Raw genomic sequence first — 24154 nt, 5'->3', positions numbered from 1 at the left:
CGACCTGCCAGCAATCACGCGTAGGACGGAAGCGGCGGCGGTAGACGTAAGATGTGGGGCGTTTTCGAGATGTAGTATTCGCTTATGAGAATGGGCTCCTCACTACCGCTGAACCCGCGGAAATCACCGCGACAGAGCCGTTCCGTCGCCACGGTCAACGCCATTTTCGAGGCAACCCTTCAGGTTTTGCGGGGCGATGGGCCGGCCCGCTTGAACACCACGCGGGTGGCGCGTCGCGCCGGCGTCTCGGTCGGCACGCTGTACCAGTACTTTCCGAATAAACAGGCCTTGCTGTTCGCCGCGCTGGAGCGGCATCTTGCGATGCTGGCCGACGCCATCGAGAAGGCCTGCGATGAAAACCGTAGCGCCACGGTGGAAGCCATGGCCGCCGCTGTAGTGAAGGCCTATCTGCAGACGCGGATGGTGCAGGCCGAGGTCACGCCAGCGCTCTACCTCGTCGCCAGGGAAATCGATGTTCGCCAGTTGGCCGAGCAGGCGACCCAATGCAGCGAAAAGGCGATCGAGGCCATGCTGTCCACCGCCATCGATGACCGCCTCATCGACCCGCATGTGATCGCGCAGACTTTGACGGCAGCGATTTACGGAACGGTGCCAGCCTTCTGCCCGCGCGTTCTGTCCCTGGCCAATAGCCGCGAAGCGGAGCGGCAGCTCACCGTCATGTTCAGCGCTTATCTGCTGGCTCAGCGGGGCGACGCGCCGCCTGTGCTTCCTTAGCACCGCAACAGGGCGCGATGCGGATATCAACCCCGGGGATGGCGAACTCACCCAAAGCCGTCTCGATAGCCTGGAAAACGGCTAGTCCAAGGGGCAGTTAGAATATTCCCCATGCAAACCCCCACCCCCAGCGATTTCCGGCTCTCGGTCGCCCCCATGATGGACTGGACCGACCGCCACTGCCGCTACTTCCACCGCCTGATCTCCCCCCACGCCCGCCTCTACACCGAGATGGTGACCAGCGCCGCGCTGGTGCGAGGCAAGCAGTTGCGCCTGCTGGAACATAGCCAGCAGGAGCACCCGGTGGCGTTGCAGCTCGGCGGCAGCGATCCGGTGGAGCTGGCTGAGGCGGCTAAGCATGGCGCGACGGCGGGCTACGACGAAATCAACCTCAACGTCGGCTGCCCCTCCGATCGCGTCCAGTCCGGCAAATTCGGCGCCTGCCTGATGCGCGAGCCGGTGCTGGTCGGCGACTGCGTAAAAGCCATGCGCGATGCCGTGGACATCCCGGTTACGGTCAAATGCCGCATCGGCGTCGACGACCAGGACGAGTACGCCGACCTGCAGCACTTCACCGAGACGATGATTGCCGCGGGCGTGGAGATCCTGGTGGTGCACGCCCGCAAGGCTTGGCTGCAGGGGCTGAGCCCCAAGGAAAACCGCGAGATCCCGCCGCTGGACTATGAGCGCGTCTACCGCCTCAAGCGCGACTTCCCGCAGCTCATCATCGTCATCAACGGCGGCATCACCACCGCCGAGCAGGTCCAGGCCCACCTGGCCCGGGTCGATGGCGTGATGCTCGGCCGCGCGGCTTACCACGACCCGTACGTGCTGGCCCGGGTCGAGGCGGCGCTCTACGGCGAGCCGCTGCCGGACCGCGACGACGTGCTGCGCCGCATGCGCCCCTATATCGAGGCCGAGCTCGCCCGGGGCACGGGGCTCAAGCACATCACGCGCCATGTGCTCGGGCTCTACCAGGGCGAGCCGGGCGCGCGGGGCTTCCGCCGGATGCTCAGCGAGGGGGCGCATTTGCCGGGAGCGGGCTGGGAGCTGATCGAGCGGGCCATGGCGCCCAGGCGGGCTGTAGCGGCGTGACAGCCGGGGGCGATCGGGTCAGTATTCAGGCCCGGTTCCATAGTCTGAACGAGGATAGCCACCGTTCCCCGGGGTTTTGTTGGCGATATGAAGACAATCCTGCGCATTTCGGCTCTTTTGTTGCTCCTGGCAACCGCTTCGGTGGCTGCGCAGGGGCAGGAGCCGGCCATGACGCTCGAGCAGGCGGTCAACCAGGTCCAGCGGGAGACCGGGGGCAAGATCCTGTCGGCCAGTACCGTGCGGCGCGGTCGCAATGCGTTCGAGCACCGGATCAAGGTGCTCACGCCCTCCGGCCACGTGCGCGTGGTCACCGTGAACACGGAAGCGGGCAAGGCCCCGGCTTCCTCCGAATCCACCAAGAACCCGGCCGGTGACGGCGAGGGCAATAAGGAGAAACACTGATGCGCATCCTTCTGGTAGAGGACGAGGCGCCGCTGCGTGAAACGCTCGCCGCGCGCCTGAAGCGCGACGGCTTCGCCGTCGACGCGGCACAGGACGGCGAAGAGGGCCTCTACCTCGGCCGCGAAGTGCCGTTCGACCTGGCCATCATCGACCTGGGGCTGCCCAAGATGTCCGGCATGGACCTGGTCAAGGCGTTGCGCGAAGTCGGCCAGCGCTATCCGATCCTGATCCTCACCGCGCGCGGCAGCTGGCAGGACAAGGTCGAAGGCCTCAAGCACGGCGCCGACGACTACCTGGTCAAGCCGTTCCATGTGGAAGAACTGCTGGCGCGCATCAACGCGCTGGTGCGCCGCGCCAGCGGCTGGTCCAAGCCGGTGCTGGCCTGCGGCCCGATCAAGCTCGATACCACCGCGCAGACGGTGTCGGTGGAAGGCAAGCTGGTCGACCTCACCAGCTATGAGTACAAGGTGCTGGAATACCTGATGCTGCATGCGGGCGAGCTGGTCTCCAAGGCCGACCTGACCGAGCACATCTACCAGCAGGATTTCGACCGCGACTCCAATGTGCTGGAGGTCTTCATCGGCCGTCTGCGCAGGAAGCTCGACCCGGAAGGCACCCTCAAGCCCATCGAGACGGTACGTGGACGCGGATACCGCTTTGCCATCCCCCGCAGCGAAAACGAAGGCGAATGAACCCGGCCAGCGCCGCGCGCTCTCGCTTGCGGCGCGCGCGGCCCTGGCTACCGGCTTCGCGCTGGCGGCTTTCCTCGGCGTCGTGGGTCTTACGCTCTCCCGCTCCACCGCCGAGACCTCACTGAAGGAATTGCAGGACCGCCTGCAGAACTACGTCGTCGCCTACCTCGCCGGCACCGAAGTCGGCCGCTCCGGCAAGGTGCTGCTGCCCGATACGCCGCCGGACCCGCGCTTCTCCCAGCCGGGTTCGGGCCTGTATGCGCTGGCGCTGGGCGAGAACGGCGCCAAGCTGGAGTCGCCCTCGGCGATCGGGCGCGATTTCGCCTTCCTGAAGCGGCTGGAGCCGGGGCAGGCCCAATTCATCGGTCCCATCGATACGCGCATGGGCCGCATCTACTACTACGCATACGGTGTGGCGCTGGACACCTCCGAGAAGAAGTCGGTGAAGCTCACCTTCATGGTGGCGCAGGCCGAGGACCAGCTCGAAGGCCAGAACGCGGTGTTCCGGCGCAGCCTGATCTTCTGGCTGGCCACGCTGGGCGTGATGCTGATCCTGCTGCAGCTGCTGCTGCTGCGCTGGAGCCTGACGCCGCTGCGCCGGGTGGCCAGCGACATGAGCCGTGTGGAGCGCGGCGAGGCGGAGCACCTGGACAGCAGCTATCCGCTGGAGCTGATCGGCCTCACCGAACGCATCAACGCCTTCATCGATAGCGAGCGCGAACAGCGCACCCGCTACCGCAACACCCTGGCCGACCTCGCGCACAGCCTGAAGACGCCGCTGGCGGTGATCCGTTCGCGCCTGGAAGCCACCGAAGGCAATCCGTCGCCGGTGCGCAGCGACGTGGTCGAACAGGTGCGCCGCATGGACGAACTGGTGGCCTACCAACTGGCGCGCGCGGCCACCACCGGCCGGCAGACCTTCGCCTCGGCGATCCCGATCGCCGGCCATGCGGAAGACCTGGTGCAGAGCCTGGAGAAGGTCTATGCCGCCAAGAACGTGCTGTGCGAATTCGACATCGAGGAAGGCGCCGCCTTCTACGGCGAGCAGGGCGACCTGCTCGAGCTGATGGGCAACCTGCTGGAGAACGCCTTCAAGTGGGCCGGCCACCGCGTGCTGCTGGTGGTGAAGGTGGAGCCGGTCGCCGGCCGCCAGCGTCCCGGCCTGTTGATGAGCGTGGAAGACGATGGCCCCGGCATCGACGACGACAAGATCGAGAAGGTGCTCCAGCGCGGCGTGCGCGGCGACGAGCGCGTGCAGGGCCACGGCATCGGCCTGTCGATCGTGCAGGACATCATCAAGGCCTATCGCGGCGAGCTGAGCGTGGACCGTTCGCCGGAATTCGGCGGCGCGCGCTTCAGCGTGAGGTTGCCGCCGAGCTGAGCGTCAGCACGGCGCGGGGGAGGGGCCGTAGTAGGCGTCCAGCAGCGCCGCCACCACCGGATCGGCGCGCTTGAGCACCCCTGGCTGCGACCAGTGCAGTTCGCTGGTCACCGCGAAGAACTCGTCCGCGCCTTCGGCGGCATAGGGATCGATCAAGGTCTCGCGGCCGCGCGCCACGTCGTTGGAGAGATGGTCGTAGGCGCGCTGGAACGCCACGATCCAGTCGCGCCGGCTGATCTCTTCCGGCAGTGGCGGTACGCCGTCCGGCGCGCCGTCGAGCATGTCGAACTTGTGCGCCATCTCGTGCACGACCACGTTGTAGCCGTCCCACGGCTGCTCCAGGTCCAGCTGCACGTCGGCCAGCGAGAGGATCAGCGGGCCGCGTTCCCAGGCCTCGCCGATCAGCACGTCATCCGCTTCGCTGACCACGCCGCTGTGTTCGTCGTGATGGCTGCGGCGCACCTTGAACTCGCCCGGATAGACCAGGATCTCGCGCCAGCCGCGCAGGCCGACGGCGCCCTGGCGCAGCGCGGGCAGGCAGGCTTGCATGGCGATCAGCAGGCGCAGGCGCTCGTCGAGCTCGGCGCCGGCCAGCGGGTGGAAGCGTTTGCGGGCGAGGAACTGCGTGGCGAGCCGGCGCAGTTCGTGCTGGCGGTCGTCGTCGAGACGGCGCGCCAAGGGGCACGAAGTGAGCGTGCGACGCCAGAGGCTATCGGGAATCTGTGGCGGGTCGAAGCGCGACAGCCACCGTCGCCACCAGGCCCCCGCCACGGAAACGGCTTACTGGATGGAGCCCGGCAGCAGCGACTGCCAGCCCAGGCTGATGCGGCGGCTGCGTTGCGTGCTGGAGGAACCGCTGCCGCCGGTCGGGCAGTTCTCGCTGGAGGAGCCGGAAGCCGGGGCGTTCTGGGAACTGGCGTCGTGCGGCACGCCGAGGGCGTCGCCGCCGTTGCCACTGACTTCGTGGCTGACCACGGTGCTGTCCACACCGGAGCGCTGCAGGCCACCCAATTCCTGGGTATCGGCGTCCATGGCCGATGCGGCTCCGATGCCGCCGACACTCAGCACACACGCGAACAGGAACTGCCTGATGCCCATGGCGGCTCAACCCCTTGATCCGCAAACCAAGGCCCGGATCGTCGCAGAATCGTCACTAGGATACCAGTGCCGGGTTTTGTCCGAGCGGAGCGCGCCAGTCCCACAAGTACTAGGCGCAGTGCGCACTGGGCAGCTACTCGGCATCCGGCCCAGGCTCTAAGATGCCCGGATGCATGCGATTGACCTACCCCTGGCGAGGCTTGCTCCGCGCCGGGTCCACCACGCCAGCGGGCGGCCCTGATGCAGGCGCGGGAACTGCTCGCGCTGCTGGCGCCGGGCGAAGCGCTCTCGGGCGAACGCCTGGCCGAACAGGGCGGGGTGACCCGCGCCGCCATCTGGAAGCAGATCCAGGCCCTGCGCTCGCGCGGCGTGCCGATCGAGGCGCGCGGCGCCGCCGGCTACCGCTTGCCGTGGGCACTGCAGATGCTCGATGCCAGGCAGATCCGCGCCGCCGTGCCGGCGCCCTGGCGCAAGCGGCTGGGCGAGCTGGAGGTGCACTGGGAACTCGATTCCACCTCCAGCGAACTGCAGCGCCGCGCCGCGGAGCTGCCGGACCTGAGCGTGATGATCGCCGAGACCCAGAGCGCCGGCCGCGGCCGCCGCGGCCGCAGCTGGCTGTCCCCGCCGGGGTTGAACCTCTATCTGTCCTGCCTCAAGCGCTTCGACGCCGGCTTCGCCGCGCTGTCGGGGTTGTCGCTGGCGGTGGGCGTGATCCTGCTGCGCGCGCTGGAATCGCTGGGCATCGCCGAGGCCGGCCTGAAATGGCCGAACGACGCGCTGGCGCGCGGCGGCAAACTGGCCGGCATCCTGGTCGAGCTGAGCGGCGAGTACCAGGGACCATGCGCGGCGGTGATCGGCATCGGTCTCAACCTGCGCCTGACCGATGCCCTGCGCGAGCAGGCCGGCCAGCCCGCCTGCGACCTGGCCACCCTGGCCGGCGGCGAGCCGCCCGAGCGCAACCTGGTCGCCGCAGCCCTGGTGACGGCGCTGGCGGAAGGACTCACCCGGTTCGAGCGCGACGGCTTCCGCGGTTTCGTCGAGGATTACGCCGCACGTGACCTGCTGCTGGACGCCCCACTGCGCGTGCAGGGCGCGCAGGGCGTGCTCGAAGGCACCGGCGCCGGCGTGGACGAACGCGGCGCGCTGCTGCTGCGGGCCGCCGATGGCCTGCACCGGATCGACAGCGCCGACGTCTCGGTGCGCCGCGCATGAAGCTGCTGCTGGATCTGGGCAATACCCGGCTGAAATGGGCGCTGTGCGAAGGCGCCGACTGGCGCGCGCGCGGTGCGGTCGGCTGGGACAGCGATATCGCCGCCGCGCTGCGCGAGGCCTGGCGCGAGCTGCCGACGCCGGCTGAGGCGACCGGTGCCTCGGTGGTCGATGCCGCGCGCGAAGCCACGGTCGCCGCCGCTGTGCACGCCTGCTGGCCGCTCGACACTTTCTGGTTGCGCACCCCTGCCGAAGCCTGCGGCGTACGCAACGCCTACGATGAACCGCAGCGCCTGGGCGTGGACCGCTTCCTGGCCATGGTCGCGGCCTACGCCGCGGGCCATGCGCCCTGCATCCTGGCCGGCGTGGGCACCGCGCTCACCCTGGATGCCCTGGCCGCCGACGGCCGCCATCTCGGCGGCCTGATCGCGCCGGGTCCGCAGCTGATGCAGCAGGCGCTGGTCGGCGCCACCGTGCGCGTGCGCCCGGAGCGTCCCGGCGAGGTGCTCGATGCGGCGGCCAATACCGCCGACGCTGTGGCCTCCGGCTGCTGGCAGGCGGCGGCCGCGCTGATCGAGCGTTTTGCGCGGCGCATGGGGCCTGCGCTGGGCGGCGCGCCCGCGCTGCGCCTGGGCGGCGGCGATGCCGCGGCGCTGCTGCCGCTGCTGGAACTGCCGGCGGCTCTGGCCGAGGACGGCGTGCTCCACGGTCTGGCCGTGTGGGCGAATGCGCATCCGGCGGCCACCCGCGCTCTCTAGAATGATCCGCTGCCGTTAATCCCACCTAGGTCGTTGCATGGTTCTGCGTCTGCTGTTCGTCCTGCTGATTGCGCTCAACATCGCCGTGGGGGCATGGCTGTGGCTGGGGCAGGACGATGTGCACGGCCGCAGCGCCAGCGATCCGGACGTGCCCACCCTGCACCTGCTGGCCGAGCGCCCCGCGCCGCCGGCCAGCGCCCCGGCGGCCGCCAGTGCCGCGACGGCCCAGGCACCGGCGGCCCCGGCCGCACCCGCCGCTCCGGCGAGCGCCGCGGCGAAGGCGCCGGCCCAGCCCGCACCGGCGCAGGCCACGCTGGCCCCGACGCCGTCGCGCGCCAACACCTACACCTGCATCTCGATCGGCCCGTTCGCCACGCCGGTGGACCTGCACAACGCACGCAATGCGCTCACCGCCCAGGCCGCGCGCATGCGCTCGCGCCAGGAACAGACCACGCAGTCGCGCGGCTGGTGGGTCTACCTGCCGGCCAGCCCCAGCCGCGACCAGGCACTGGCGCAGGCGCGCCGGCTCAGCGCGGCCAATATCAGCGATTACTTCGTGGTCGGCGCCGGCGGCCAGCCGAACACCATCTCGCTGGGCCTGTTCAAGGATCCGGCCAACGCGCGCAAGCGCCGCGACGAAGTGGCCGCCGCCGGCTTCCCCGCGCAGATGGCCGAACGCAGCGAGACGGTGCCCGAATACTGGCTCGACCTCGCCGTCGCCGACGGCGCGCACTTCGACTGGCGCAGCCGCCTGCGCAATGCCGCCGGCGTCGGTTCGCACAGCACCGGCTGTTTCTGAGCGATTCCGCCGCCTGCAGGCGCCGCAGGCGACCTGTTAGACTGCGCCTCCCCCTCGCCGGCATAGCTCAGTTGGTAGAGCAACCGCCTTGTAAGCGGTAGGTCGTCTGTTCGAGTCAGACTGTCGGCACCATTCCTCGCGCGGCATTTTCCCCTCAGGTTTTCGATGGCGAACCCTTCTCCCTCCGGGAGAAGGTGGCGGCAGCCGGATGAGGGTGCGGGCGGAGCGGTGCGCATCACTCCTGCGCTCCGCCTGAACCCTCGCAACCCCTCTCCAGCGGGGCGAGGGGCTTAATCAAAGCGCAGTCGACATTTTTTTCAGCGCCCGCTCGCTATATAACCATCCGCACGGACTCGGCACGCCTTCTCCTCAAGGAATTGCGATGCAGCTGCGGATAGAACCGAACCTGCGCTGGACGCGCTGGGCCGAAGCGTTGGCGCTGCTGGTCGCCGTGCTCGGTGCCACGGCGTATTCGCTGCTGCTCACGCGCCATACCGGCACCAATGTCACCATGTGGATCGCCAACGGCGTGGTGGTCGGTGCCTTGCTGCGCGTGCCGGACGAGCGCTGGCCCCTGTATCTGGTCGCGGCGTTCGTGGGTTATTTCGCAGGCAAGATGCTGCTGGGCGATCCGCTCCTTTCCAGCGCCTTGCTGGGGCTGGTCCATGGCGTGGAGGTGATGATCGTGGCGCGCGGCGTGCGCTGGCGCTTCCCGCGCATCGAGGACGACACGCCGTTCCTGCGCCTGGGCCAGGTGGCGATGCTGTCGACGCTGGTGGCGTCGCTGGTATCGGCCGGGCTCGCCGCGTTCATGCTCTACGCCTTCAACAACACGGATTTCTGGACAACCTTCGACTGGTGGTTCCGCGCCCACCTGCTGGGCATGGTGATCGTGGCGACGCTGACCCTGGTCGTGCTGGTCCAGGGCTGGCGCATGCTGGGGCAGCCGGGCCATCGCCTGCGGCTGCTGCGCGACCTGCTGCTGCTGGGCGCGACCACGGCCGGGGTGTTCGCGCAGTCGCGCTATCCATTGCTGTTCGTGGTGTTCGGGCCGCTGTTCTACGTGGTGATCCGCCATCGCTTTCCGGGCCTGGTGATCGGCGTGGCGGTGGTCACGCTGATCGTCAATATCGCCATCGCGATGGGCGGCGGCCCGCTGAGCCTGATTCCCGGTTCCAGCCCGGTCGAGCGCTCGCTGCTGGGCCAGTCGTTCCTGGGCATGGTGTGCCTGGTGGCGGTGCCGATCGCGCTGGCCCAGGCCGATCGCCGCCGCCTGACGCGGCGTGTGCGCGACAGCGAAGTGCGCTATCGCCTGCTGGCGGACTACGCCAGCGACCTGGTGATGCGCATCGCGCGCGACGGCACGCGACGCTACGTCTCACCGTCGATCAAGGACCTGCTCGGCTGGGAAGTCGGCGAATTCATGCTGCCCCGTCCTGACCTGATCCATGCCGACGATCGCGAGCGGGTGGCCGAGGCGGTGGTGCAGCTGTGGGATACCGGCAAGGTCTCGCTGACCCGCTACCGGCTGCGACACAAGAAGGGCTACTACGTGTGGATCGAAGCCCTCGTGCGCGTGGCGCCCAGCCCGGATCACCCTGGCGAGATGGAACTGATCTACACCGGCCGCGACATCACCGAAAGCATCGTCGCCGAACAGGCCCTGGCCGACAGCGAGACGCGCCTGCGCCGCATCACCGACAAGGTGCCGGCGCTGATCACCCACGTCGGCAACGACGAGCGCTACATCTTCGTCAGCGGCTATGCGCGCGAGATCACCGGACTGGAGCCGGAAGCGATGGTCGGGCGCAGCGTGCGCGAGACGCGCGGCGCGGCGCTGTACAGCCTGATGAAGCCGCATATCGCCGCGGTGCTGCAGGGCAGGGAAACCACCTTCGAATACGAGTTCGAGCGCGACGGACGCTATTTCTACCTGCAGGCCACCTACCTGCCCGCGACCTCGGTCACCGGCGAGAGCATCGGCTTCTATGCGCTGACCACCGACGTCACGCGGATCAAGCTGGCCGAGCAGAAGCTCTCCTTCCTCGCCCACTACGACACCCTGACCAACCTGGCCAACCGGCGTTATTTCACCGAATGCGCCCAGGCCGCGCTGGACCGCGCCTCGGTCACGCGCGCGCCGATGCTGCTGATGCTGATCGACGTCGACTACTTCAAGCAGATCAATGACGGCCACGGCCATGCCGCCGGCGATGCGGTGCTGCGCGAGGTGGCGCGGCGGCTGAAGGCCTCGGTGCGCAAGTCGGACCTGGTGGCGCGCCTGGGCGGCGACGAATTCGTGATCCTGTGCGACGACGTCGACGCCACCTACGCGGCCGAAAGCCTGGCGAACAAGGTGATTACCTCGATGGGCGCGCCAGTGTCGCTGGATGCGGCGCGGCTGAAGGTCACGCTCAGCGTGGGCGCGGCGCTGTGCCGCGACGTGTTCTCGCTGGACGAGCTGGTGCAGAAGGCCGACGAGGCGCTGTATGAAGCGAAGGAAGCGGGGCGCGCCTGTTATCGCCTGGTGGTCGAAGGGTTGTAAGCAAGACTTCACTTGACCCCCGCGCGGGCGCCTTCGAAGATCGCCTGATGCGACGCAACAATCCTCCCGCGCCATGCTTACGCTGAAGCTTGCCCTGCAAGGCGGCGGCGCGCACGGCGCGTTTACCTGGGGCGCGCTGGCCCGGCTGCTGGAACTGCCCGGGCTGGCGATCGAAGCGATCAGCGGCACCAGCAGCGGTGCGATGAACGCCGCGGCGCTGGCGCAGGGCTGGGCACGCGGCGGCGCGGACGGCGCGCGCGCTTCGCTCGATGCGTTCTGGCAGGGCCTGGCCGGACGCAATGCGGTGGCCGACTGGTGGCATGCGCAGTCGCGGCTGTTCGGCGATGCGCTGCCCTGGCCGCAGCCGGCGACGGCCGGCCATGGCGGCGTCAATCCATTGCGCTCGATGGTGGAGGAGTTCTTCGACGTAGACGTGCTGCGCCATGGCCCGGTGGCGCTGTACGTGGCCGCCACGCGCATGCGCGACGGCGCGCTGGAGGTGTTCTCCGGCGCGCGCCTGAGCCACGATGCCCTGCTCGCTTCGGCCAGCCTGCCGCCCTGGTTCCCGCCCACCGAGATCGACGGCGAGGCCTACTGGGACGGCGGCTTCGCCGGCAATCCCGCGCTGGAGCCGCTGCTCGGCCTGGGCGGCGACGACCTGCTGTGCGTCCTGCTGCAGCCGCAGCAGCGCGAGGCGATGCCGCGCACGGCGCGCGAGGCACTGCTGTTGTCGGCCGAGCTGTCGTTCGGCGCGGCGTTCTCGCGCGAGCTGCGCGACCTGGCGGCGGCGCGCGCACAGGCGGCCGGCCACCTGTGGCCCAGCGCCGCCGAGCGCAAGCTGCGCGACCTGCGCCTGCACGTGCTGGCGCCGCCGGAAGGACTGGCCGCGCTCGGCCATTCCGCCGCGGATACGCGCACCAGCCAGCTGCGCGCCCTGTACGACCTGGGCCGGGACAGCGCAGAGCGCTGGCTGGCGCACCATGGCGCCGACCTGGGACGGCGCGGGAGCTTCCCGCTGGAGCCTGGCGCGGGCGTCTGAAGCGGTTTTACCCCGGCCGACCCGGCGCGGAAGCCGCGGAAGCGTTCTTGTAGACTTGGGCGATGCCGCGCGCATGGGCGCGCCGCGCATCCCTTAAGACTTGAGCAACGACCGAGGAAGCATGGGTAATCAGGCTGTATCGCTGATCGGTGCGCCCACCGATATCGGAGCGGGGCACCGCGGCGCCTCGATGGGCCCGGAGGCCTTGCGCGTGGCCAACTTGCAGGCGCGGCTGAAGGCGCGCGGCATCGACGTGGTCGACCGCGGCAACCTGCAAGGTCCGCTCAATCCGTGGGAACCGCCGCGCGAAGGCTATCGCCACCTCTCCGCGGTGGTGGACTGGAACCGCGCCGTGTACGAGGCGATCTACGGCGAGCTGAGCCTGGGCCGCCTGCCGGTGATGCTCGGCGGCGACCATTGCCTGGCGATCGGCTCGATCACCGCCGTCGCGCGCCACTGCCGCGAGCACCACAAGAAGCTGCGCGTGCTGTGGCTGGACGCGCACGCCGACTTCAACACCGCGCAGATCACCCCCTCGGGCAATATCCACGGCATGCCGGTGGCCTGCCTGTGCGGCATGGGCCCGGAAGAGCTCACCACGCTGGGCGGCAGCAAGCCGGCCACCGCGCCGGACGTGTTCCGCCAGATCGGCATCCGCTCGGTCGACGAGGGCGAGAAGCGCCTGGTGCGCGAGGCGCGCGTGAGCATCTTCGACATGCGCCAGATCGACGAGTCCGGCATGAAGCGCGTGATGGAAGAGGCGCTGGAAGGCGTCGACGCCGACACGCATCTGCACGTGAGCTTCGACGTCGACTTCCTCGATCCGGCCATCGCGCCGGGCGTGGGCACCACCGTGCGCGGCGGCCCGAACTACCGCGAGGCGCAGCTGTGCATGGAGATGATCGCCGACACCGGCCGCCTCGCCTCGCTGGACATCGTGGAACTCAACCCGGCCTTCGACAAACGCAACCAGACCGCCAAGCTGGCGGTGGACCTGGTCGAATCGCTGTTCGGCAAGTCCACGCTGATCCGCTGAGCCAAGACCACAAGAGCAAAGCAGAAGACACATGCGAACCCGTGTACTGACCGGCATCACCACCACCGGCACGCCGCACCTGGGCAACTACGTCGGCGCGATCCGCCCGGCCGTCGCCGCCAGCCTCCGCCCGGAAGTGGATGCGTTCTATTTCATGGCCGACTACCACGCGCTGATCAAGAGCGACGATCCGGCGCGCATCGAACGCTCACGCCTGGAGATCGCCGCGACGTGGCTGGCCGCGGGGCTGGATCCGGATCGCGTCACCTTCTATCGGCAGTCGGACATCCCGGAGATCCCGGAGCTCACCTGGTTCCTCACCTGCGTCACCGCCAAGGGCCTGCTCAACCGCGCGCATGCTTACAAGGCGGCGGTGGACAAGAACAGCGAGGCGGGCGAGGACGCCGATGCGGGCGTCACCGCCGGCCTGTACATGTATCCGGTGCTGATGGCGGCGGACATCCTCGCCTTCGACGCGCACAAGGTGCCGGTGGGCCGCGACCAGATCCAGCACATCGAGATGGCGCGCGACATCGCGCAGCGCTTCAACCATATCTACGGCCGCGACTACTTCGTGTTGCCGGAAGTGGTGATCGAGGAACAGGTGGCGACCTTGCCGGGCCTGGACGGACGCAAGATGTCCAAGAGCTACGACAACACCATCCCGCTGTTCGCCGGCGGCCAGAAGCACCTGCGCGACAGCATCATGCGCATCGTCACCGACTCGCGCCTGCCGGGCGAGGCCAAGGATCCGGACAGCTCTTCGCTGTTCACCATCTTCCGCGCCTTCGCCACCGAAGCCGAAGCCGGCGCCTTCCACCAGGCGCTGCTCGATGGCATCGGCTGGGGCGAGGCCAAGCAGGTGCTGTTCGAGCGCATCGAGGCCGACGTGGCGCCGATGCGCGAGCGCTACGACGAGCTGATGGCCAGGCCGGAGCGGATCGAAGCGATCCTGCGCGAAGGCGCGCTCAAAGCGCGCGCCATCGCCGCGCCGAAGATCGCCGCGTTGCGCGACGCGATCGGCCTGCGCTCGGGCGCGCTGGTGGCGGCGGCGCCTGCGCCGGCGGTTGGCAAGGCGGAAGGCCGGGCGGGCAAATTGCCGCGCTTCGCCAGTTTCCGCGAGGCCGATGGTAGCTTCCGCTTCCGTCTGTTCTCCGCCGAAGGCGAAGAGCTGCTGCTGTCCAAATCGTTCGCCGACCCGAAGGCGGCCGGGGCCTGGCAGAAGAAGCTGAAGGGTCCGGGCGCGATCGCCGCCGTGCTGCAGGTGCAGCCGCGCGCGCTGCATCTGGAACTGGACGGCGAATTCGTCGGCAGCACGCCCGAATACGGCGACGAACCGGCCCGCGACGGTGCCTTGACGCGTTTGCGCGAAGCGCTGGACCAGTTGTCCGCGCAGGAGTGATGCGCGGCGGGTCGCGCGGAGGCGATGAACCGTTTCCTGGAGTGACCTGACCGATGCGTTATCTCTCGATCCTGCTGCTGGCGCCGTGGCTGTTGATCCTGGCCTGGGCCTATTGGGCTTATCCGAAGAGCCTGCCGCGCACGAAGGGGCGGCGGGTGTTCGACGTCTTCGCGCTGGTGGTGGCCGCGGTGGCGGCCGGGTGGGCGGCGATCGCCGGGTTCGAGGGGGCGGCGGTGCCTGCCGCGGGGCAGTTCGGGCCGTCGAGCGGAGCGATCTGGCAGCAGGTGCTGCCGGCGCTTTATGGGTATGGGGCGTGTGTCGCAGTGTTGCTGGGGGCGCTGCTGTTTCGGGCTTTCACGTGGGGGCGCAAGCGCTCGCGGTCGTGATTTCCGCATAAGGAAGTCCCAATTTGGGATTGTGATAGTCCCAAGTTGGGACTATCATCGCTCCATGAAAGTCATCGCGATCGGAACGCTAAGGGCTTTTTGGGAACGCCACGCCGATGCCGAGCAGCCTTTGAAGGCCTGGCATGACGAAGCCAAGGCGGCATCCTGGTCCAGTCCGCAGGACATCAAGCACCAGTACGCTCATGCCAGTTTCGTTGGCAGGAATCGCGTGGTCTTCAATATCAAAGGCAACAGCTACCGCTTGATCGTTGCTGTCGCCTATCGGTTTCAGGCGGTCTACATCAAGTTCATCGGTACCCATGCCGAGTACGACAAGATCGATGCGGCGACCGTGGAGGATCTATGACTATGCGCGACATCCACCCCATTCGCACCAAACAGGATTATGAGGAAGCGCTGCGCGAGGTTTCCTTCTACTTCGACAATGAGCCGGAGCCCGATTCCGCCGACGGCGATCGCTTCGAGATCCTGACGCTGCTCGTCGAAGACTACGAGGCGAAAACCTTCCCGATCGAGGCAGCAAGCCCGATCGAAGCGATCAAGTTCCGGATGGAGCAACAGGGGCTCACGGCCAAGGATCTCGTGCCTTCCATCGGCAAGCCCAATCGCGTCTATGAAGTGCTGAATGGCAAGCGCGGACTCACCATGGAGATGGTGCGCAACCTGCACAAGAATTTCGATATTCCGCTGGAAAGCCTTATTGGCGCGTAGCGCTGGAAGCTTGCATCACTCCCACTTGTTCAAATGCGGCCCGAACTGCTCCCGCTGCCTCTTCACCACGCAGAAGCGGTGCCCGCTCGGTGCCTGCATCACCCACCAGCGGCCGCGCACGCATTCGAGGCGCTTGGCGCCCAGTTTTTCCAGGCGTGAGGCTTCGGCTTCGATGTCGTCGGTCTCGATGTCCAGATGCACGCGGCTTTCGTGTTCGACCCGCTGCAACAGGATGATCGGTTCGTCGGCGAGGGTGGCCAGTTCGGCGTACTTGCCGTCGCCTTCCGAGTCGTAGGTGACGATGGGTTTGCCCAGGGCCTGGCTCCAGAAGTCGGTGGCCTGCTTGAGGTCGACGGACTGGCAGTCGATGACCAGCGTGCTGAGGCGGCTGTGATGCATGGCGCGGTCTCCGGGCGGGAAAGCACGCGGCACTATAGGCGTGACGATGTCGAGCCAAAAAGAAAGGCGCCTCGCGGCGCCTTTCTTTCGTCCGGTGCGACTGCCTCAGTTCGGCAGCGACAGGTCGTCCAGCAGCGCCTTGAGGAAGCGCGCGGCTTCGCCGCCGGTGGCGGCGCGGTGGTCGAAGGTGAGGCTGATCGGCATGCGGCGATGCACTTCGATGCCGCCCATCACCGCCACCACGTCATGGCACAGCTTGCCGGCGCCGATGATGGCGACGGTCGGCGGCACCACCACGGGGGTGGCGTAGCGGCCGGCGAACATGCCGAAGTTGGACAGGCTGATGGTGTAGCCGCTCAGCTCGGAGGCCGGGATCGAGCGGTCTTCCACCTGCGCGCGCAGGCGCTTGATCGCCGCGCGCACGCCGGCGCCGTCCAGCACGTCGGCATTGCGCAGGGCCGGCACGAACAGGCCGTCCTCGGTGTCCACGGCGATGCCGATGTCCACGTGCGGATGCAGGGTGCGGGTGAGGTTCTTGCCGTCGAACCAGGCGTTGAGCGCCGGCACGGCCTTGCACGCGGCGACGATGGCGCGGATCAGGCGGGCGGTGATGTCCTGCTTGCCGATCCAGCCGTGCAGGTCGGCATCGTCGACCAGGGTGGTCGGCACCACGTTGGCGTGGGCCTCGGCCATCACGCGGGCCATGTTGCGGCGCACGCCCTTGAGCTGTTCCGGCTGGCCGCTGGCCTGCACGCTCGGCGGAGCGGTGCGCACCGGCTTGCCGGCGAGCGATACGGCCGTGCGCGACGGCGCCGCGCCCGGCTCCGGCAGTTCCGGTGCCAGGTGGCGACCGGCCGAGGCCGGCACCGCGCGCGCCGGCGCGGCGCCGAGCGGGGCGGAGCCATTGGCGGCGGCGGTCTTCACGTCCTGCAGGGTGACTACGCCGTCGGCGCCGGTGGGGCGCACGCGGGTGAGGTCGACCTTGAGCTTCTTGGCCAGCGCGCGCACCGCCGGCACGGCCTTCACGCCGCCGGCGCTGCTGACCTGCTCCACGTGCACGGTGTTGCCGCTGACCATGGCGCCGACCACGGTGCCTTCGTCTTCGCGCTCGCCCTTGGCTTCGACTTCGCCGCCCTCGTCGGAGGCGACCACCTTGGCGGCGTTGTCCGGCGCGGGGCTGCCCACGCTTTTCTTCGGGCCGTGGTGGTGGCCGGTGGCTTCGGCCTCGGCGCGCTGCTTGGCGTTCGGATCGGGCGCGAAGTCGGCCAGCGCGGCGCCGGTCTCGATGATGTCGCCCGGCGCGCCGTACAGCTTCTGCACCGTGCCGGTGTAGGGCGACGGTACGTCGACCACCGCCTTGGCGGTTTCCATCGAGCACAGCGGGGCGTCGAGCTTGATGTAGTCGCCTTCCTTCACGTGCCACTCGACGATGGTGGCGTCGGGCAGGCCTTCGCCGAGGTCGGGCAGGTGGAATGTCTTGATGTCGGCCATGAGTAGGTTCCGGTAATCAGGCTTGTTTTCTGCTCGTCATCCCGGCGCAGGCCGGGATCCAGTAGCGATACCGCTGGATTGTCGCGAAGGTTTTGTGTGCTTCGCACGCATTTTTCACTGGATTCCGGCCTTCGCCGGAATGACGCTTCGTGGAACTGTCGAGGTTACGAGACCGCCAGCGTGCGCTTGGCCGCTTCGACCACGCGCTCGGTGCTGGGCATGTACTTCATTTCCAGGCGGAACAGCGGGATGTGGGTGTCGTAGCCGGTGACGCGCTCGACCGGCGCCAGCAGCTCGTACAGGCATTCCTCGGCGACGCGCGCGGCGATCTCGGCGCCGAAGCCGGCGGTCTTGGGGGCTTCGTGCACGATCACGCAGCGGCCGGTCTTCTGCACCGACTCGGCGATGGTGTCGAAATCCAGCGGGGTCAGCGTGGCCACGTCGATCACTTCGGCGCTGATGCCTTCGGCGGCCAGTTCGTCGGCGGCCTCCAGGGCCTCCTTCACCTGCGCGCCCCAGGTCACGATGGTGACGTCGGTGCCGTCGCGCAGCACGAAGCACACGTCCAGCGGCAGCGCCTCGCCGTCGTCCGGCACTTCTTCCTTGTACTGGCGATAGATGCGCTTGGGCTCGAAGAACATCACCGGATCCGGATCGCGGATCGCCGCCAGCAGCAGGCCGTAGGCGCGCGCCGGCGAGGAGGGCATCACCACGCGCAGGCCGGGGATGTTGGTGAACAGGTGCTCGTTCGCTTCGGAGTGGTGCTCCGGCGCGCGGATGCCGCCGCCCCACGGGGCGCGCCACACGGCCGGCACGGTGATGCGGCCGCGGGTGCGGTTGCGCAGGCGCGCGGCGTGGCAGGCGATCTGCTCCATCATCGGATAGATGAAGCCTTCGAACTGAGCCTCGGCCACCGGCTTCATGCCCTGCGCGGCCATGCCGACGGTGACGCCGGCGATGGTGGTCTCGTCCAGCGGGGTGTCCAGCACGCGCAGCTCGCCGAACTTCTCCTGCAGGCCCTGGGTGGCGCGGAACACGCCGCCGTTGACGCCGACGTCCTCGCCCAGCACCACGACGCTCGGGTCGCGGGCCATTTCATAGGCGAGCGCCTGGGTGACGGCTTCGATAAGAGTGATCTGTGCCATGGCTTAGTGGGCCTTCTTGTCGAGCGAAAGGGCGAGGTCGCGCTGCTTGGCCAGGTCCGCCGGCACTTCGGCGAAGGTGTAGTCGAACATCGCGGTGACGGGCTGGGTCTTGGTCTCGAGGTAGGCGTTGACCTCGTTGTCCATCCACTCGTCGCACTCGGCTTTCCAGGCTTCTTCCTTGGCGTCGTCCCACACGTTCTTCGCCACCAGCCAGGCGCGCAGGCGCTTCATCGGCTCCTTCGCCCAGGCGTCCTTCACTTCCTGCTCGCCGCGGTAGCGGCGGGCGTCGTCGGCGGTGGTGTGGTCGGACAGGCGATAGGTGACCAGCTCCAGCACGCTGCCGCCCTGGCCGTTGCGGGCGCGGTCGAGTGCGTCTTCCATCGCCTTGCGCACCGCGATGATGTCGTTGCCGTCCACCTGGATCGAGAACAGGCCCGCGGCGATGCCCTTCTGCGCCAGCGTGGGCGCGCCGGACTGGATCTTGCGCGGCACCGAGATCGCCCACTGGTTGTTGACGATCACCGCCACCATCGGCAGGTTCTGCGCGCCGGTGATGTTGATGGCGCCATAGAAGTCGCCCTTGGACGAGCCGCCGTCGCCGATGGTGCACACGGCCACGCGCTTCTCGTTGCGGATCTTGAAGGCCAGCGCGGAACCCGCCGCGTGCAGGCACTGCGTGGCGATCGGCACCGACCAGGCGAAGTCATGGCGCGCCGGTTCCTTCTGGTAGTCGTTGCCGCGCTCGTCGCCGCCCCAGTACATGTACACCTCGCGCGGCTGCACGCCGCGGTACAGCTGCGCGCCGTATTCGCGATAGCTGGGCGCGAACACGTCCTCGGGCTTCATCGCGCTGCCGATGCCCACGTGCGCGGCCTCGTGGCCCAGGCAGCTGGCATAGGTGCCCAGCTTGCCGGTGCGCTGCAGCGCCACCGACTTGGCGTCGAACACGCGGGTGGACATCATCAGCTTGTACAGCTCGACCATGTGGTCGAGATCCTTGGCGAAGGCGGGCAGGTCGTCACGGACCTGGTTGCCCTCGGCATCGAGATACTGCAGGTATTCGATTTCGAACTTGGCGGCGATGGACACGACTCGCTCCGGGAGTGAGTAAAGACGAAAACGGGTGAGGGAGTTGGGAGCCGGCGCGACCCATCCAGTGGGGTCAAGCGCGCGTACAGGGCCCTGGCAAGACCGCAATTGAAGCAGGCGGGCATGTTGCGCCGCAAGGCATGGTGCAGCATGCGCGAGGGTAGGGGGCTTGCGTTAAAGGCAGGTAATATGGCTGCTTTCCCCGTGATCGGAACGCCATGACCGACAATCGGCGCGACCTGGAAGCCGGCATCGAGGTCGACCTGCAGGGCCGGCTCACCTACGGCGGCTACCTGCGGCTGGACGCGCTGCTGTCCGCCCAGCAGCCGCTGAGCCAGCCGCCGCATCACGACGAGATGCTGTTCATCGTGCAGCACCAGGTGGCGGAGCTGTGGATGAAGCTGATCATTCACGAGCTGAAGGCGGCCATCGAGCATCTGCACCGGGATGACATCGATCCGTGCCTGAAGATCCTGGCCCGGGTCAAGCACGTGCAGCGGCAGTTGTACGAGCAGTGGGGCGTGCTGGAAACGCTGACCCCCGCCGAATACCTGGAATTCCGCGACATCCTCGGTTCTTCCTCGGGTTTCCAGTCGCTGCAGTACCGCCAGATCGAATTCCTGCTCGGCAACAAGAACGAGCAGATGCTGGCGGTGTTCGCCTACGATCCGGCGGCACAGGCCGCGCTGCGCGAAGTGCTGGAAGCGCCGAGCCTGTACGACGAATTCCTGGCCTATCTCGCGCGCCGCGGCCATGCGGTGCCGGCCGAGCTGCTGGGGCGCGACTGGACGCAGCCCTACCAGCGCAACGAAGGCCTGCTGCCGGTGCTCAAGCGCATCTACGAGAACCGCGCGGAGCATTGGCCCGAGTACTACATGTGCGAGCAGCTGGTGGACGTGGAGGGCCAGTTCCAGCAGTGGCGGTTCCGCCATATGAAGACGGTGGAGCGGATCATCGGCCACCGGCGCGGCACGGGCGGCTCGTCGGGCGTGGCGTTCCTGAAAAAAGCGCTGGAACTGGAGTTTTTCCCGGAATTGCTGGACGTGCGGACGGTGCTGGGCACCTGAGCCGAGGCGAAGCGGAACAAAAAAGCGGCCAAGCCGCTTTTTTTGTGAGCGGGGCTTTCGGATCCTCCCGCGCCGGATTTTTCGCAAGATGCTGCGCCGCATTTGACGCAATGGCTCCGGGCCGGTTACATGTCGCGCGTTTTGAATTTCCGATCTGTACGCGATGTGCGGATCAGTACATTTTTTCCAGCACGACAGGGGATCGCATGACCGATACCACCACCACGGCGCCCACGGTGCCCGACTACCCCCAGACCCTGGGTCATCCGCGTCCGCTGTGGATGCTGTTCATGACCGAGTTCTGGGAGCGCTTCGCCTTCTACGGCATGCGCTGGGCGCTCACGCTGTACATCGTGGCGGAGTTCTTCGGCGGCAGCCCCACCGGCCAGGCCTTCGCCAGCCGCACCTACGGCGCCTACCTGGCGCTGGTCTATGCGGCGGCGGTGTTCGGCGGCTACGTGGCGGACAAGGTCATCGGCTATCAGCGCTCGATCCTGGTCGGCGCGGTGGTGATGTCGGCGGGCCTGTTCATGATCATGCTGCCCAACCAGGACATCTTCCTGCTGGGCCTGTCCACGGTGATCGTGGGCAATGGCCTGTTCAAGCCGAACATTTCCTCGATGGTGGGCCAGCTCTACGGCGTCGGCGACCCGCGCCGCGACCGCGGCTTCACCCTGTTCTACATGGGCATCAACGCCGGCGCGCTGGTGTCGCCGCTGCTGACCGGCTGGCTGGCCAGCTATTTCACCGACACCCCGGTGCAGCAGAACTACAAGCTGGTGTTCCTGGCCTCGGGGCTGGGCATGCTGGTCAGCCTGGTGTGGTTCTGGATCGGCCGCCGCCAGCTCAAGGGCGTGGGCCGTCCGCTGCCGGACCAGGCCAACCGCATGCGCGTGGTCTACGTGCTGATCGGCTGCGTCATCGCGATCCCGCTGGTCTACCTGGTGATGGCCAAGGCCGGCGCGGTGGTGCTGCAGTGGCTGCTCAGCATCCTGTTCGTGGGCCTGTGCGTGATGCTGATGATCGACGGCGTGCGCGAGGGCAAGGTGCAGCGCGACCGCGTGATCGCGATGCTGGTGATCTTCGTGTTCAACGTGCTGTTCTGGATGTTCTACGAACAGGCCGGCAGCTCGTTCAACTTCCTCGCCGAGAACATCGTCGACCGCAAGATGTTCGGCGGCTGGGAGTTCCCGGTGGGCTGGTTCCAGTCCGTCGCGCCGCTGGCCCTGGTGCTGCTGGCGCCGCCGATGTCGATGCTGTGGGGCTGGCTGGACAAGCGCAGGCTGGAGCCGTCGATCCCGCGCAAGTTCGGTTTCGGCCTGCTCGGCAATGCGGTGGCCTTCGTGGTGCTGATGTATGCGCTGTCGAGCCTGGTCGATGCACAGGGCCTGATCCCGTTCTGGCCGCTGGTGCTGGTCTATGTGCTGCAGACGGTGGGCGAGCTGTGCCTGTCGCCGATCGGCCTGTCGATGGTGACCAAGCTGGCGCCCGGCCGGCTGGTCGGCCTGGCCATGGGCGGCTGGTTCCTGTCCACCGGCATCGGCAACAACCTGTCGGGCATCTTCGCCGGCCACGTCAGCGGCACCACCGGCATGACGGTGGCCTCGGCGCTGAGCGGCTTCACTTTCAGCTTCTGGCTGCTGGGCGTCGCCGCGGTGATCCTGTTGCTGGTGGCGCCGCTGATCAACCGGCTGATGCATGGGGTGAAGTGACGGCCAGGCCGTCCTTTCCCGGCATACGAAGAGGCGGCCCCGGGGCCGCCTCTTTTTTTATGCCACCGTCGCCTCGGCGCCGCTTTGCGGCTGTCCGCTGCGCGGTGGCACCGGCGGGCCCAGCAGCTTGTCCAGGATGCGCGACAGCCAGGCCTGTTCGTCCGCGTCCAGCTTGGCCAGCACCTCGCGCTCGCGTGCCCGCGCCATCGGCGCGACCACGTCGTGCACTTCCCAGCCGGCTTCGCTCAAGGAGAGCACGGAACGCCGCTTGTCGCCCTCGTGGGTGCCGCGGTTGACCCGGCCGGCTTCGACCAGGCGGGCCAGGGCGCGGCTGACCGCGACCTTGTCCATCGCCGTGCGCTCGGCCACTTCGCGGGCGGAGAGGCCTTCGAACCGGGCCAGCACCGCCATCACGCGCCATTCGGTGACGCTGAGGTCGAAGCGCGCCTGGTAGTCGTCGGCGATGGCCTGGCTGACCGTGTTGGACAGGATCGACAGGCGGTAGGGCAGGAAGCGCTCCAGCTCCAGCGGGGCGTGGTCGGGTCGATGGGCGTCTTGGGGTTCGGCGGGCACTGCTGCACCACTCCTTGCAAATGGTTTCATATGTAACTATAACGCTCAGGTGATACCGGCGGTCGCATCCTTCCGGCGATGCCGCGACCGGCGGGGCGAATCCGACTCCCACGCATCCAATCCAGGCATCCGACCCAGGAGATCCCCATGAGCGCGCAGCCCAATCTTGGCATGCAGGTGACCACTTTCGAGAACCCGATGGGGATCGACGGCTTCGAATTCGTCGAATTCGCCGCCCCGGCCGGCCGCGGCGCCGAGCTGCACGAGCTGTTCGGCAGCATGGGCTTCACCGCGGTGCTCAAGCACAAGCGCCGGCCGATCACGGTGTATCGCCAGGGCGGGGTGAACTTCCTGGTCAACGAGGACCCGGATTCCTTCGCCGCCGAATTCGCCGCCCAGCATGGCCCCTGCGCCGCCGGCTTCGCCATCCGCTTCAAGCAGCCCGCGGCGGAGGTCTATGCCAAGGTGCTGGCCAACGGCGGCGAGGCGGTCGGCGACAAGGAAGCGAGCAAGGCGGTGGACGCGCCGGTGGTGAAGGGCATCGGCGACTGCATGCTGTATCTGGTCGACCGCTACGGCGACAAGGGCAGCATCTATGACGGCGACTACGCGCCGATCCCGGGCGTGGAGCAGAACCCCGCCGGCTTCGGCCTGACCTTCATCGACCACCTCACGCACAATCTCTACTTCGGCAACATGCAGAAGTGGTCCGACTACTACGAGCGCCTGTTCAACTTCCGCGAGATCCGCTACTTCGACATCAAGGGCGCCAAGACCGGCCTGGTGTCCAAGGCGATGACCGCGCCGGACGGCATCGTGCGCATCCCGCTCAACGAGTCGAGCGATCCGAAGTCGCAGATCAACGAATACCTCGATGCGTACCACGGCGAAGGCATCCAGCACATCGCCTGCTTCACCGACAACATCTACGAGACCGTCGAGGCGATGCGCGCCAAGGGCGTGAGCTTCCTCGACACGCCGGACACGTATTTCGACGTGATCGACCTGCGCATCCCCAATCACGGCGAGGACGTGCCGCGCCTGGCCAGAAACAAGATCCTGATCGACGCCGACCCGGAGACCAAGCAGCGCAAGCTGCTGCAGATCTTCACCCAGAACAACATCGGCCCGATCTTCTTCGAGATCATCCAGCGCAAGGGCAACGAGGGCTTCGGCGAGGGCAACTTCCAAGCGCTGTTCGAGTCGATCGAACGCGACCAGATGCGCCGCGGGGTGCTCTGAGCTTGAGCTTTAGCCCCTCTCCCTTCGGGTCGCCGGAGGGAGAAGGGTTCCAATTGAAGGTTGAGGGGGTGCCGCAGCGTTTGCGCGCACAGCGACATTGAGCCCCTCTCCCGCCGGGAGAGGGGTT

25 protein-coding genes and 1 tRNA gene are annotated in these 24154 nt (G+C 67.8%); 19 read left to right on the top strand and 7 right to left on the bottom strand.

All coding sequences use genetic code 11. The features are described 5' to 3' along the window. Window positions 1-84: 84 nt before the first annotated feature. The 5 genes from BM172_RS20390 (at window position 85) to BM172_RS20370 (ending at window position 4305) form a co-directional block, all read left to right on the top strand. Window positions 85-735: a TetR/AcrR family transcriptional regulator gene (locus BM172_RS20390; RefSeq protein ID WP_026635800.1), complete on the top strand. Its 651-nt coding sequence runs from the start codon at window positions 85-87 to the stop codon at window positions 733-735. Between the two features lie 111 nt (window positions 736-846). Further along, complete coding sequence (dusA, locus tag BM172_RS20385; protein ID WP_026635801.1) at window positions 847-1830, top strand: tRNA dihydrouridine(20/20a) synthase DusA; 984 nt, start codon at window positions 847-849, stop codon at window positions 1828-1830. A gap of 87 nt (window positions 1831-1917) precedes the next feature. Next, window positions 1918-2232 (top strand): PepSY domain-containing protein, encoded by a 315-nt coding sequence (locus tag BM172_RS20380; RefSeq protein WP_026635802.1) that lies wholly within the window; start codon window positions 1918-1920, stop codon window positions 2230-2232. Next, window positions 2232-2924, top strand: a complete 693-nt coding sequence (locus BM172_RS20375) for a response regulator transcription factor (RefSeq protein ID WP_026635803.1) — start codon at window positions 2232-2234, stop codon at window positions 2922-2924. Before BM172_RS20380 ends, BM172_RS20375 begins: the two co-directional genes overlap by 1 nt. Continuing rightward, complete coding sequence (locus tag BM172_RS20370) at window positions 2890-4305, top strand: ATP-binding protein (RefSeq protein ID WP_026635804.1); 1416 nt, start codon at window positions 2890-2892, stop codon at window positions 4303-4305. The genes BM172_RS20375 and BM172_RS20370 overlap by 35 nt, the downstream gene beginning before the upstream one ends. A gap of 3 nt (window positions 4306-4308) precedes the next feature. On the opposite strand, the gene BM172_RS20365 is transcribed toward BM172_RS20370, so the two are convergent. Continuing rightward, window positions 4309-5076, bottom strand: a complete 768-nt coding sequence (locus BM172_RS20365; RefSeq protein ID WP_026635805.1) for a M90 family metallopeptidase — start codon at window positions 5074-5076, stop codon at window positions 4309-4311. A 9-nt stretch (window positions 5077-5085) separates the two neighbouring features. Beyond that, window positions 5086-5337 (bottom strand): hypothetical protein, encoded by a 252-nt coding sequence (locus BM172_RS20360; protein ID WP_051548848.1) that lies wholly within the window; start codon window positions 5335-5337, stop codon window positions 5086-5088. 306 nt (window positions 5338-5643) lie between these two features. Between BM172_RS20360 and BM172_RS20355 the strand changes: the two genes are divergently transcribed. From BM172_RS20355 to BM172_RS20305, 11 genes are all read left to right on the top strand, one after another. Then, the gene (locus BM172_RS20355; RefSeq protein WP_026635807.1) at window positions 5644-6615 is read left to right on the top strand and encodes a biotin--[acetyl-CoA-carboxylase] ligase; all 972 of its coding nucleotides are present in this window, start codon (window positions 5644-5646) and stop codon (window positions 6613-6615) included. Continuing rightward, complete coding sequence (locus BM172_RS20350) at window positions 6612-7370, top strand: type III pantothenate kinase (RefSeq protein WP_026635808.1); 759 nt, start codon at window positions 6612-6614, stop codon at window positions 7368-7370. Before BM172_RS20355 ends, BM172_RS20350 begins: the two co-directional genes overlap by 4 nt. Window positions 7371-7407: 37 nt before the next feature. Further along, on the top strand, window positions 7408-8169 hold the full coding sequence (locus tag BM172_RS20345) for an SPOR domain-containing protein (protein ID WP_026635809.1): 762 nt from the start codon (window positions 7408-7410) through the stop codon (window positions 8167-8169). A gap of 56 nt (window positions 8170-8225) precedes the next feature. Further along, window positions 8226-8301, top strand: a tRNA-Thr gene (locus BM172_RS20340). 250 nt (window positions 8302-8551) lie between these two features. Then, window positions 8552-10714, top strand: coding sequence for a sensor domain-containing diguanylate cyclase (locus tag BM172_RS20335; protein WP_026635810.1), 2163 nt, complete (start codon window positions 8552-8554; stop codon window positions 10712-10714). 73 nt (window positions 10715-10787) lie between these two features. After that, a complete protein-coding gene (locus BM172_RS20330) occupies window positions 10788-11753 on the top strand; it encodes a patatin-like phospholipase family protein (protein ID WP_026635811.1) in 966 nt (321 codons plus the stop codon). Window positions 11754-11874: 121 nt separating this feature from the next. After that, window positions 11875-12789, top strand: coding sequence for an arginase (gene rocF, locus BM172_RS20325; RefSeq protein WP_026635812.1), 915 nt, complete (start codon window positions 11875-11877; stop codon window positions 12787-12789). Window positions 12790-12820: 31 nt separating this feature from the next. After that, a complete protein-coding gene (locus BM172_RS20320; protein ID WP_026635813.1) occupies window positions 12821-14191 on the top strand; it encodes a tryptophan--tRNA ligase in 1371 nt (456 codons plus the stop codon). Window positions 14192-14244: 53 nt separating this feature from the next. Beyond that, window positions 14245-14577 carry a hypothetical protein gene (locus tag BM172_RS20315; protein WP_026635814.1) on the top strand — a complete coding sequence of 111 codons (333 nt, stop codon included), beginning with the start codon at window positions 14245-14247 and terminating at the stop codon, window positions 14575-14577. A 64-nt stretch (window positions 14578-14641) separates the two neighbouring features. After that, the gene (locus BM172_RS20310; protein WP_026635815.1) at window positions 14642-14944 is read left to right on the top strand and encodes a type II toxin-antitoxin system HigB family toxin; all 303 of its coding nucleotides are present in this window, start codon (window positions 14642-14644) and stop codon (window positions 14942-14944) included. A 2-nt stretch (window positions 14945-14946) separates the two neighbouring features. Continuing rightward, complete coding sequence (locus BM172_RS20305) at window positions 14947-15309, top strand: helix-turn-helix domain-containing protein (protein WP_026635816.1); 363 nt, start codon at window positions 14947-14949, stop codon at window positions 15307-15309. Window positions 15310-15324: 15 nt separating this feature from the next. Here BM172_RS20305 and BM172_RS20300 read toward each other — a convergent pair whose 3' ends face one another. The 4 genes from BM172_RS20300 to pdhA form a co-directional block, all read right to left on the bottom strand. Then, the gene (locus tag BM172_RS20300) at window positions 15325-15708 is read right to left on the bottom strand and encodes a VOC family protein (RefSeq protein WP_026635817.1); all 384 of its coding nucleotides are present in this window, start codon (window positions 15706-15708) and stop codon (window positions 15325-15327) included. A 105-nt stretch (window positions 15709-15813) separates the two neighbouring features. Then, the gene (locus BM172_RS20295) at window positions 15814-17199 is read right to left on the bottom strand and encodes a dihydrolipoamide acetyltransferase family protein (RefSeq protein WP_026635818.1); all 1386 of its coding nucleotides are present in this window, start codon (window positions 17197-17199) and stop codon (window positions 15814-15816) included. Window positions 17200-17363: 164 nt separating this feature from the next. Next, window positions 17364-18344, bottom strand: a complete 981-nt coding sequence (locus BM172_RS20290) for an alpha-ketoacid dehydrogenase subunit beta (protein ID WP_026635819.1) — start codon at window positions 18342-18344, stop codon at window positions 17364-17366. Between the two features lie 3 nt (window positions 18345-18347). Beyond that, the gene (gene pdhA, locus BM172_RS20285; RefSeq protein WP_026635820.1) at window positions 18348-19433 is read right to left on the bottom strand and encodes a pyruvate dehydrogenase (acetyl-transferring) E1 component subunit alpha; all 1086 of its coding nucleotides are present in this window, start codon (window positions 19431-19433) and stop codon (window positions 18348-18350) included. A 218-nt stretch (window positions 19434-19651) separates the two neighbouring features. Here pdhA and BM172_RS20280 point away from each other — a divergent pair, with 218 nt between their 5' ends. Continuing rightward, window positions 19652-20500, top strand: coding sequence for a tryptophan 2,3-dioxygenase (locus BM172_RS20280; protein ID WP_026635821.1), 849 nt, complete (start codon window positions 19652-19654; stop codon window positions 20498-20500). A gap of 206 nt (window positions 20501-20706) precedes the next feature. Beyond that, window positions 20707-22212 carry a peptide MFS transporter gene (locus BM172_RS20275; RefSeq protein WP_026635822.1) on the top strand — a complete coding sequence of 502 codons (1506 nt, stop codon included), beginning with the start codon at window positions 20707-20709 and terminating at the stop codon, window positions 22210-22212. 57 nt (window positions 22213-22269) lie between these two features. Here the strand turns inward: BM172_RS20275 and BM172_RS20270 are convergent, their stop codons facing one another. Further along, window positions 22270-22785 (bottom strand): MarR family winged helix-turn-helix transcriptional regulator, encoded by a 516-nt coding sequence (locus BM172_RS20270; RefSeq protein ID WP_231504216.1) that lies wholly within the window; start codon window positions 22783-22785, stop codon window positions 22270-22272. A 147-nt stretch (window positions 22786-22932) separates the two neighbouring features. On the opposite strand from BM172_RS20270, the gene hppD reads away from it, so the two are divergent. Next, window positions 22933-24027: a 4-hydroxyphenylpyruvate dioxygenase gene (hppD, locus tag BM172_RS20265; RefSeq protein WP_026635823.1), complete on the top strand. Its 1095-nt coding sequence runs from the start codon at window positions 22933-22935 to the stop codon at window positions 24025-24027. Window positions 24028-24154: the final 127 nt, after the last annotated feature.

Source organism: Dyella marensis (genome assembly GCF_900112865.1).
GTDB classification, from domain to species: Bacteria; Pseudomonadota; Gammaproteobacteria; order Xanthomonadales; family Rhodanobacteraceae; genus Dyella_D; species Dyella_D marensis_A.
This window is presented reverse-complemented; position numbering and strand designations above follow the sequence as displayed.

Excerpts from the sequence above, each read along its gene's own strand:
- BM172_RS20390 (WP_026635800.1), top strand. The coding sequence starts at position 85 with ATGAGAATGGGCTCCTCACTACCGCTGAACCCGCGGAAATCACCGCGA.
- dusA (WP_026635801.1), top strand. The coding sequence starts at position 847 with ATGCAAACCCCCACCCCCAGCGATTTCCGGCTCTCGGTCGCCCCCATG.
- BM172_RS20380 (WP_026635802.1), top strand. The coding sequence starts at position 1,918 with ATGAAGACAATCCTGCGCATTTCGGCTCTTTTGTTGCTCCTGGCAACC.
- BM172_RS20375 (WP_026635803.1), top strand. The coding sequence starts at position 2,232 with ATGCGCATCCTTCTGGTAGAGGACGAGGCGCCGCTGCGTGAAACGCTC.
- BM172_RS20360 (WP_051548848.1), bottom strand. The coding sequence starts at position 5,337 with ATGGACGCCGATACCCAGGAATTGGGTGGCCTGCAGCGCTCCGGTGTG.
- BM172_RS20355 (WP_026635807.1), top strand. The coding sequence starts at position 5,644 with ATGCAGGCGCGGGAACTGCTCGCGCTGCTGGCGCCGGGCGAAGCGCTC.
- BM172_RS20350 (WP_026635808.1), top strand. The coding sequence starts at position 6,612 with ATGAAGCTGCTGCTGGATCTGGGCAATACCCGGCTGAAATGGGCGCTG.
- BM172_RS20345 (WP_026635809.1), top strand. The coding sequence starts at position 7,408 with ATGGTTCTGCGTCTGCTGTTCGTCCTGCTGATTGCGCTCAACATCGCC.
- BM172_RS20335 (WP_026635810.1), top strand. The coding sequence starts at position 8,552 with ATGCAGCTGCGGATAGAACCGAACCTGCGCTGGACGCGCTGGGCCGAA.
- BM172_RS20330 (WP_026635811.1), top strand. The coding sequence starts at position 10,788 with ATGCTTACGCTGAAGCTTGCCCTGCAAGGCGGCGGCGCGCACGGCGCG.
- rocF (WP_026635812.1), top strand. The coding sequence starts at position 11,875 with ATGGGTAATCAGGCTGTATCGCTGATCGGTGCGCCCACCGATATCGGA.
- BM172_RS20320 (WP_026635813.1), top strand. The coding sequence starts at position 12,821 with ATGCGAACCCGTGTACTGACCGGCATCACCACCACCGGCACGCCGCAC.
- BM172_RS20315 (WP_026635814.1), top strand. The coding sequence starts at position 14,245 with ATGCGTTATCTCTCGATCCTGCTGCTGGCGCCGTGGCTGTTGATCCTG.
- BM172_RS20310 (WP_026635815.1), top strand. The coding sequence starts at position 14,642 with ATGAAAGTCATCGCGATCGGAACGCTAAGGGCTTTTTGGGAACGCCAC.
- BM172_RS20305 (WP_026635816.1), top strand. The coding sequence starts at position 14,947 with ATGCGCGACATCCACCCCATTCGCACCAAACAGGATTATGAGGAAGCG.
- BM172_RS20300 (WP_026635817.1), bottom strand. The coding sequence starts at position 15,708 with ATGCATCACAGCCGCCTCAGCACGCTGGTCATCGACTGCCAGTCCGTC.
- BM172_RS20295 (WP_026635818.1), bottom strand. The coding sequence starts at position 17,199 with ATGGCCGACATCAAGACATTCCACCTGCCCGACCTCGGCGAAGGCCTG.
- BM172_RS20290 (WP_026635819.1), bottom strand. The coding sequence starts at position 18,344 with ATGGCACAGATCACTCTTATCGAAGCCGTCACCCAGGCGCTCGCCTAT.
- BM172_RS20280 (WP_026635821.1), top strand. The coding sequence starts at position 19,652 with ATGACCGACAATCGGCGCGACCTGGAAGCCGGCATCGAGGTCGACCTG.
- BM172_RS20275 (WP_026635822.1), top strand. The coding sequence starts at position 20,707 with ATGACCGATACCACCACCACGGCGCCCACGGTGCCCGACTACCCCCAG.
- hppD (WP_026635823.1), top strand. The coding sequence starts at position 22,933 with ATGAGCGCGCAGCCCAATCTTGGCATGCAGGTGACCACTTTCGAGAAC.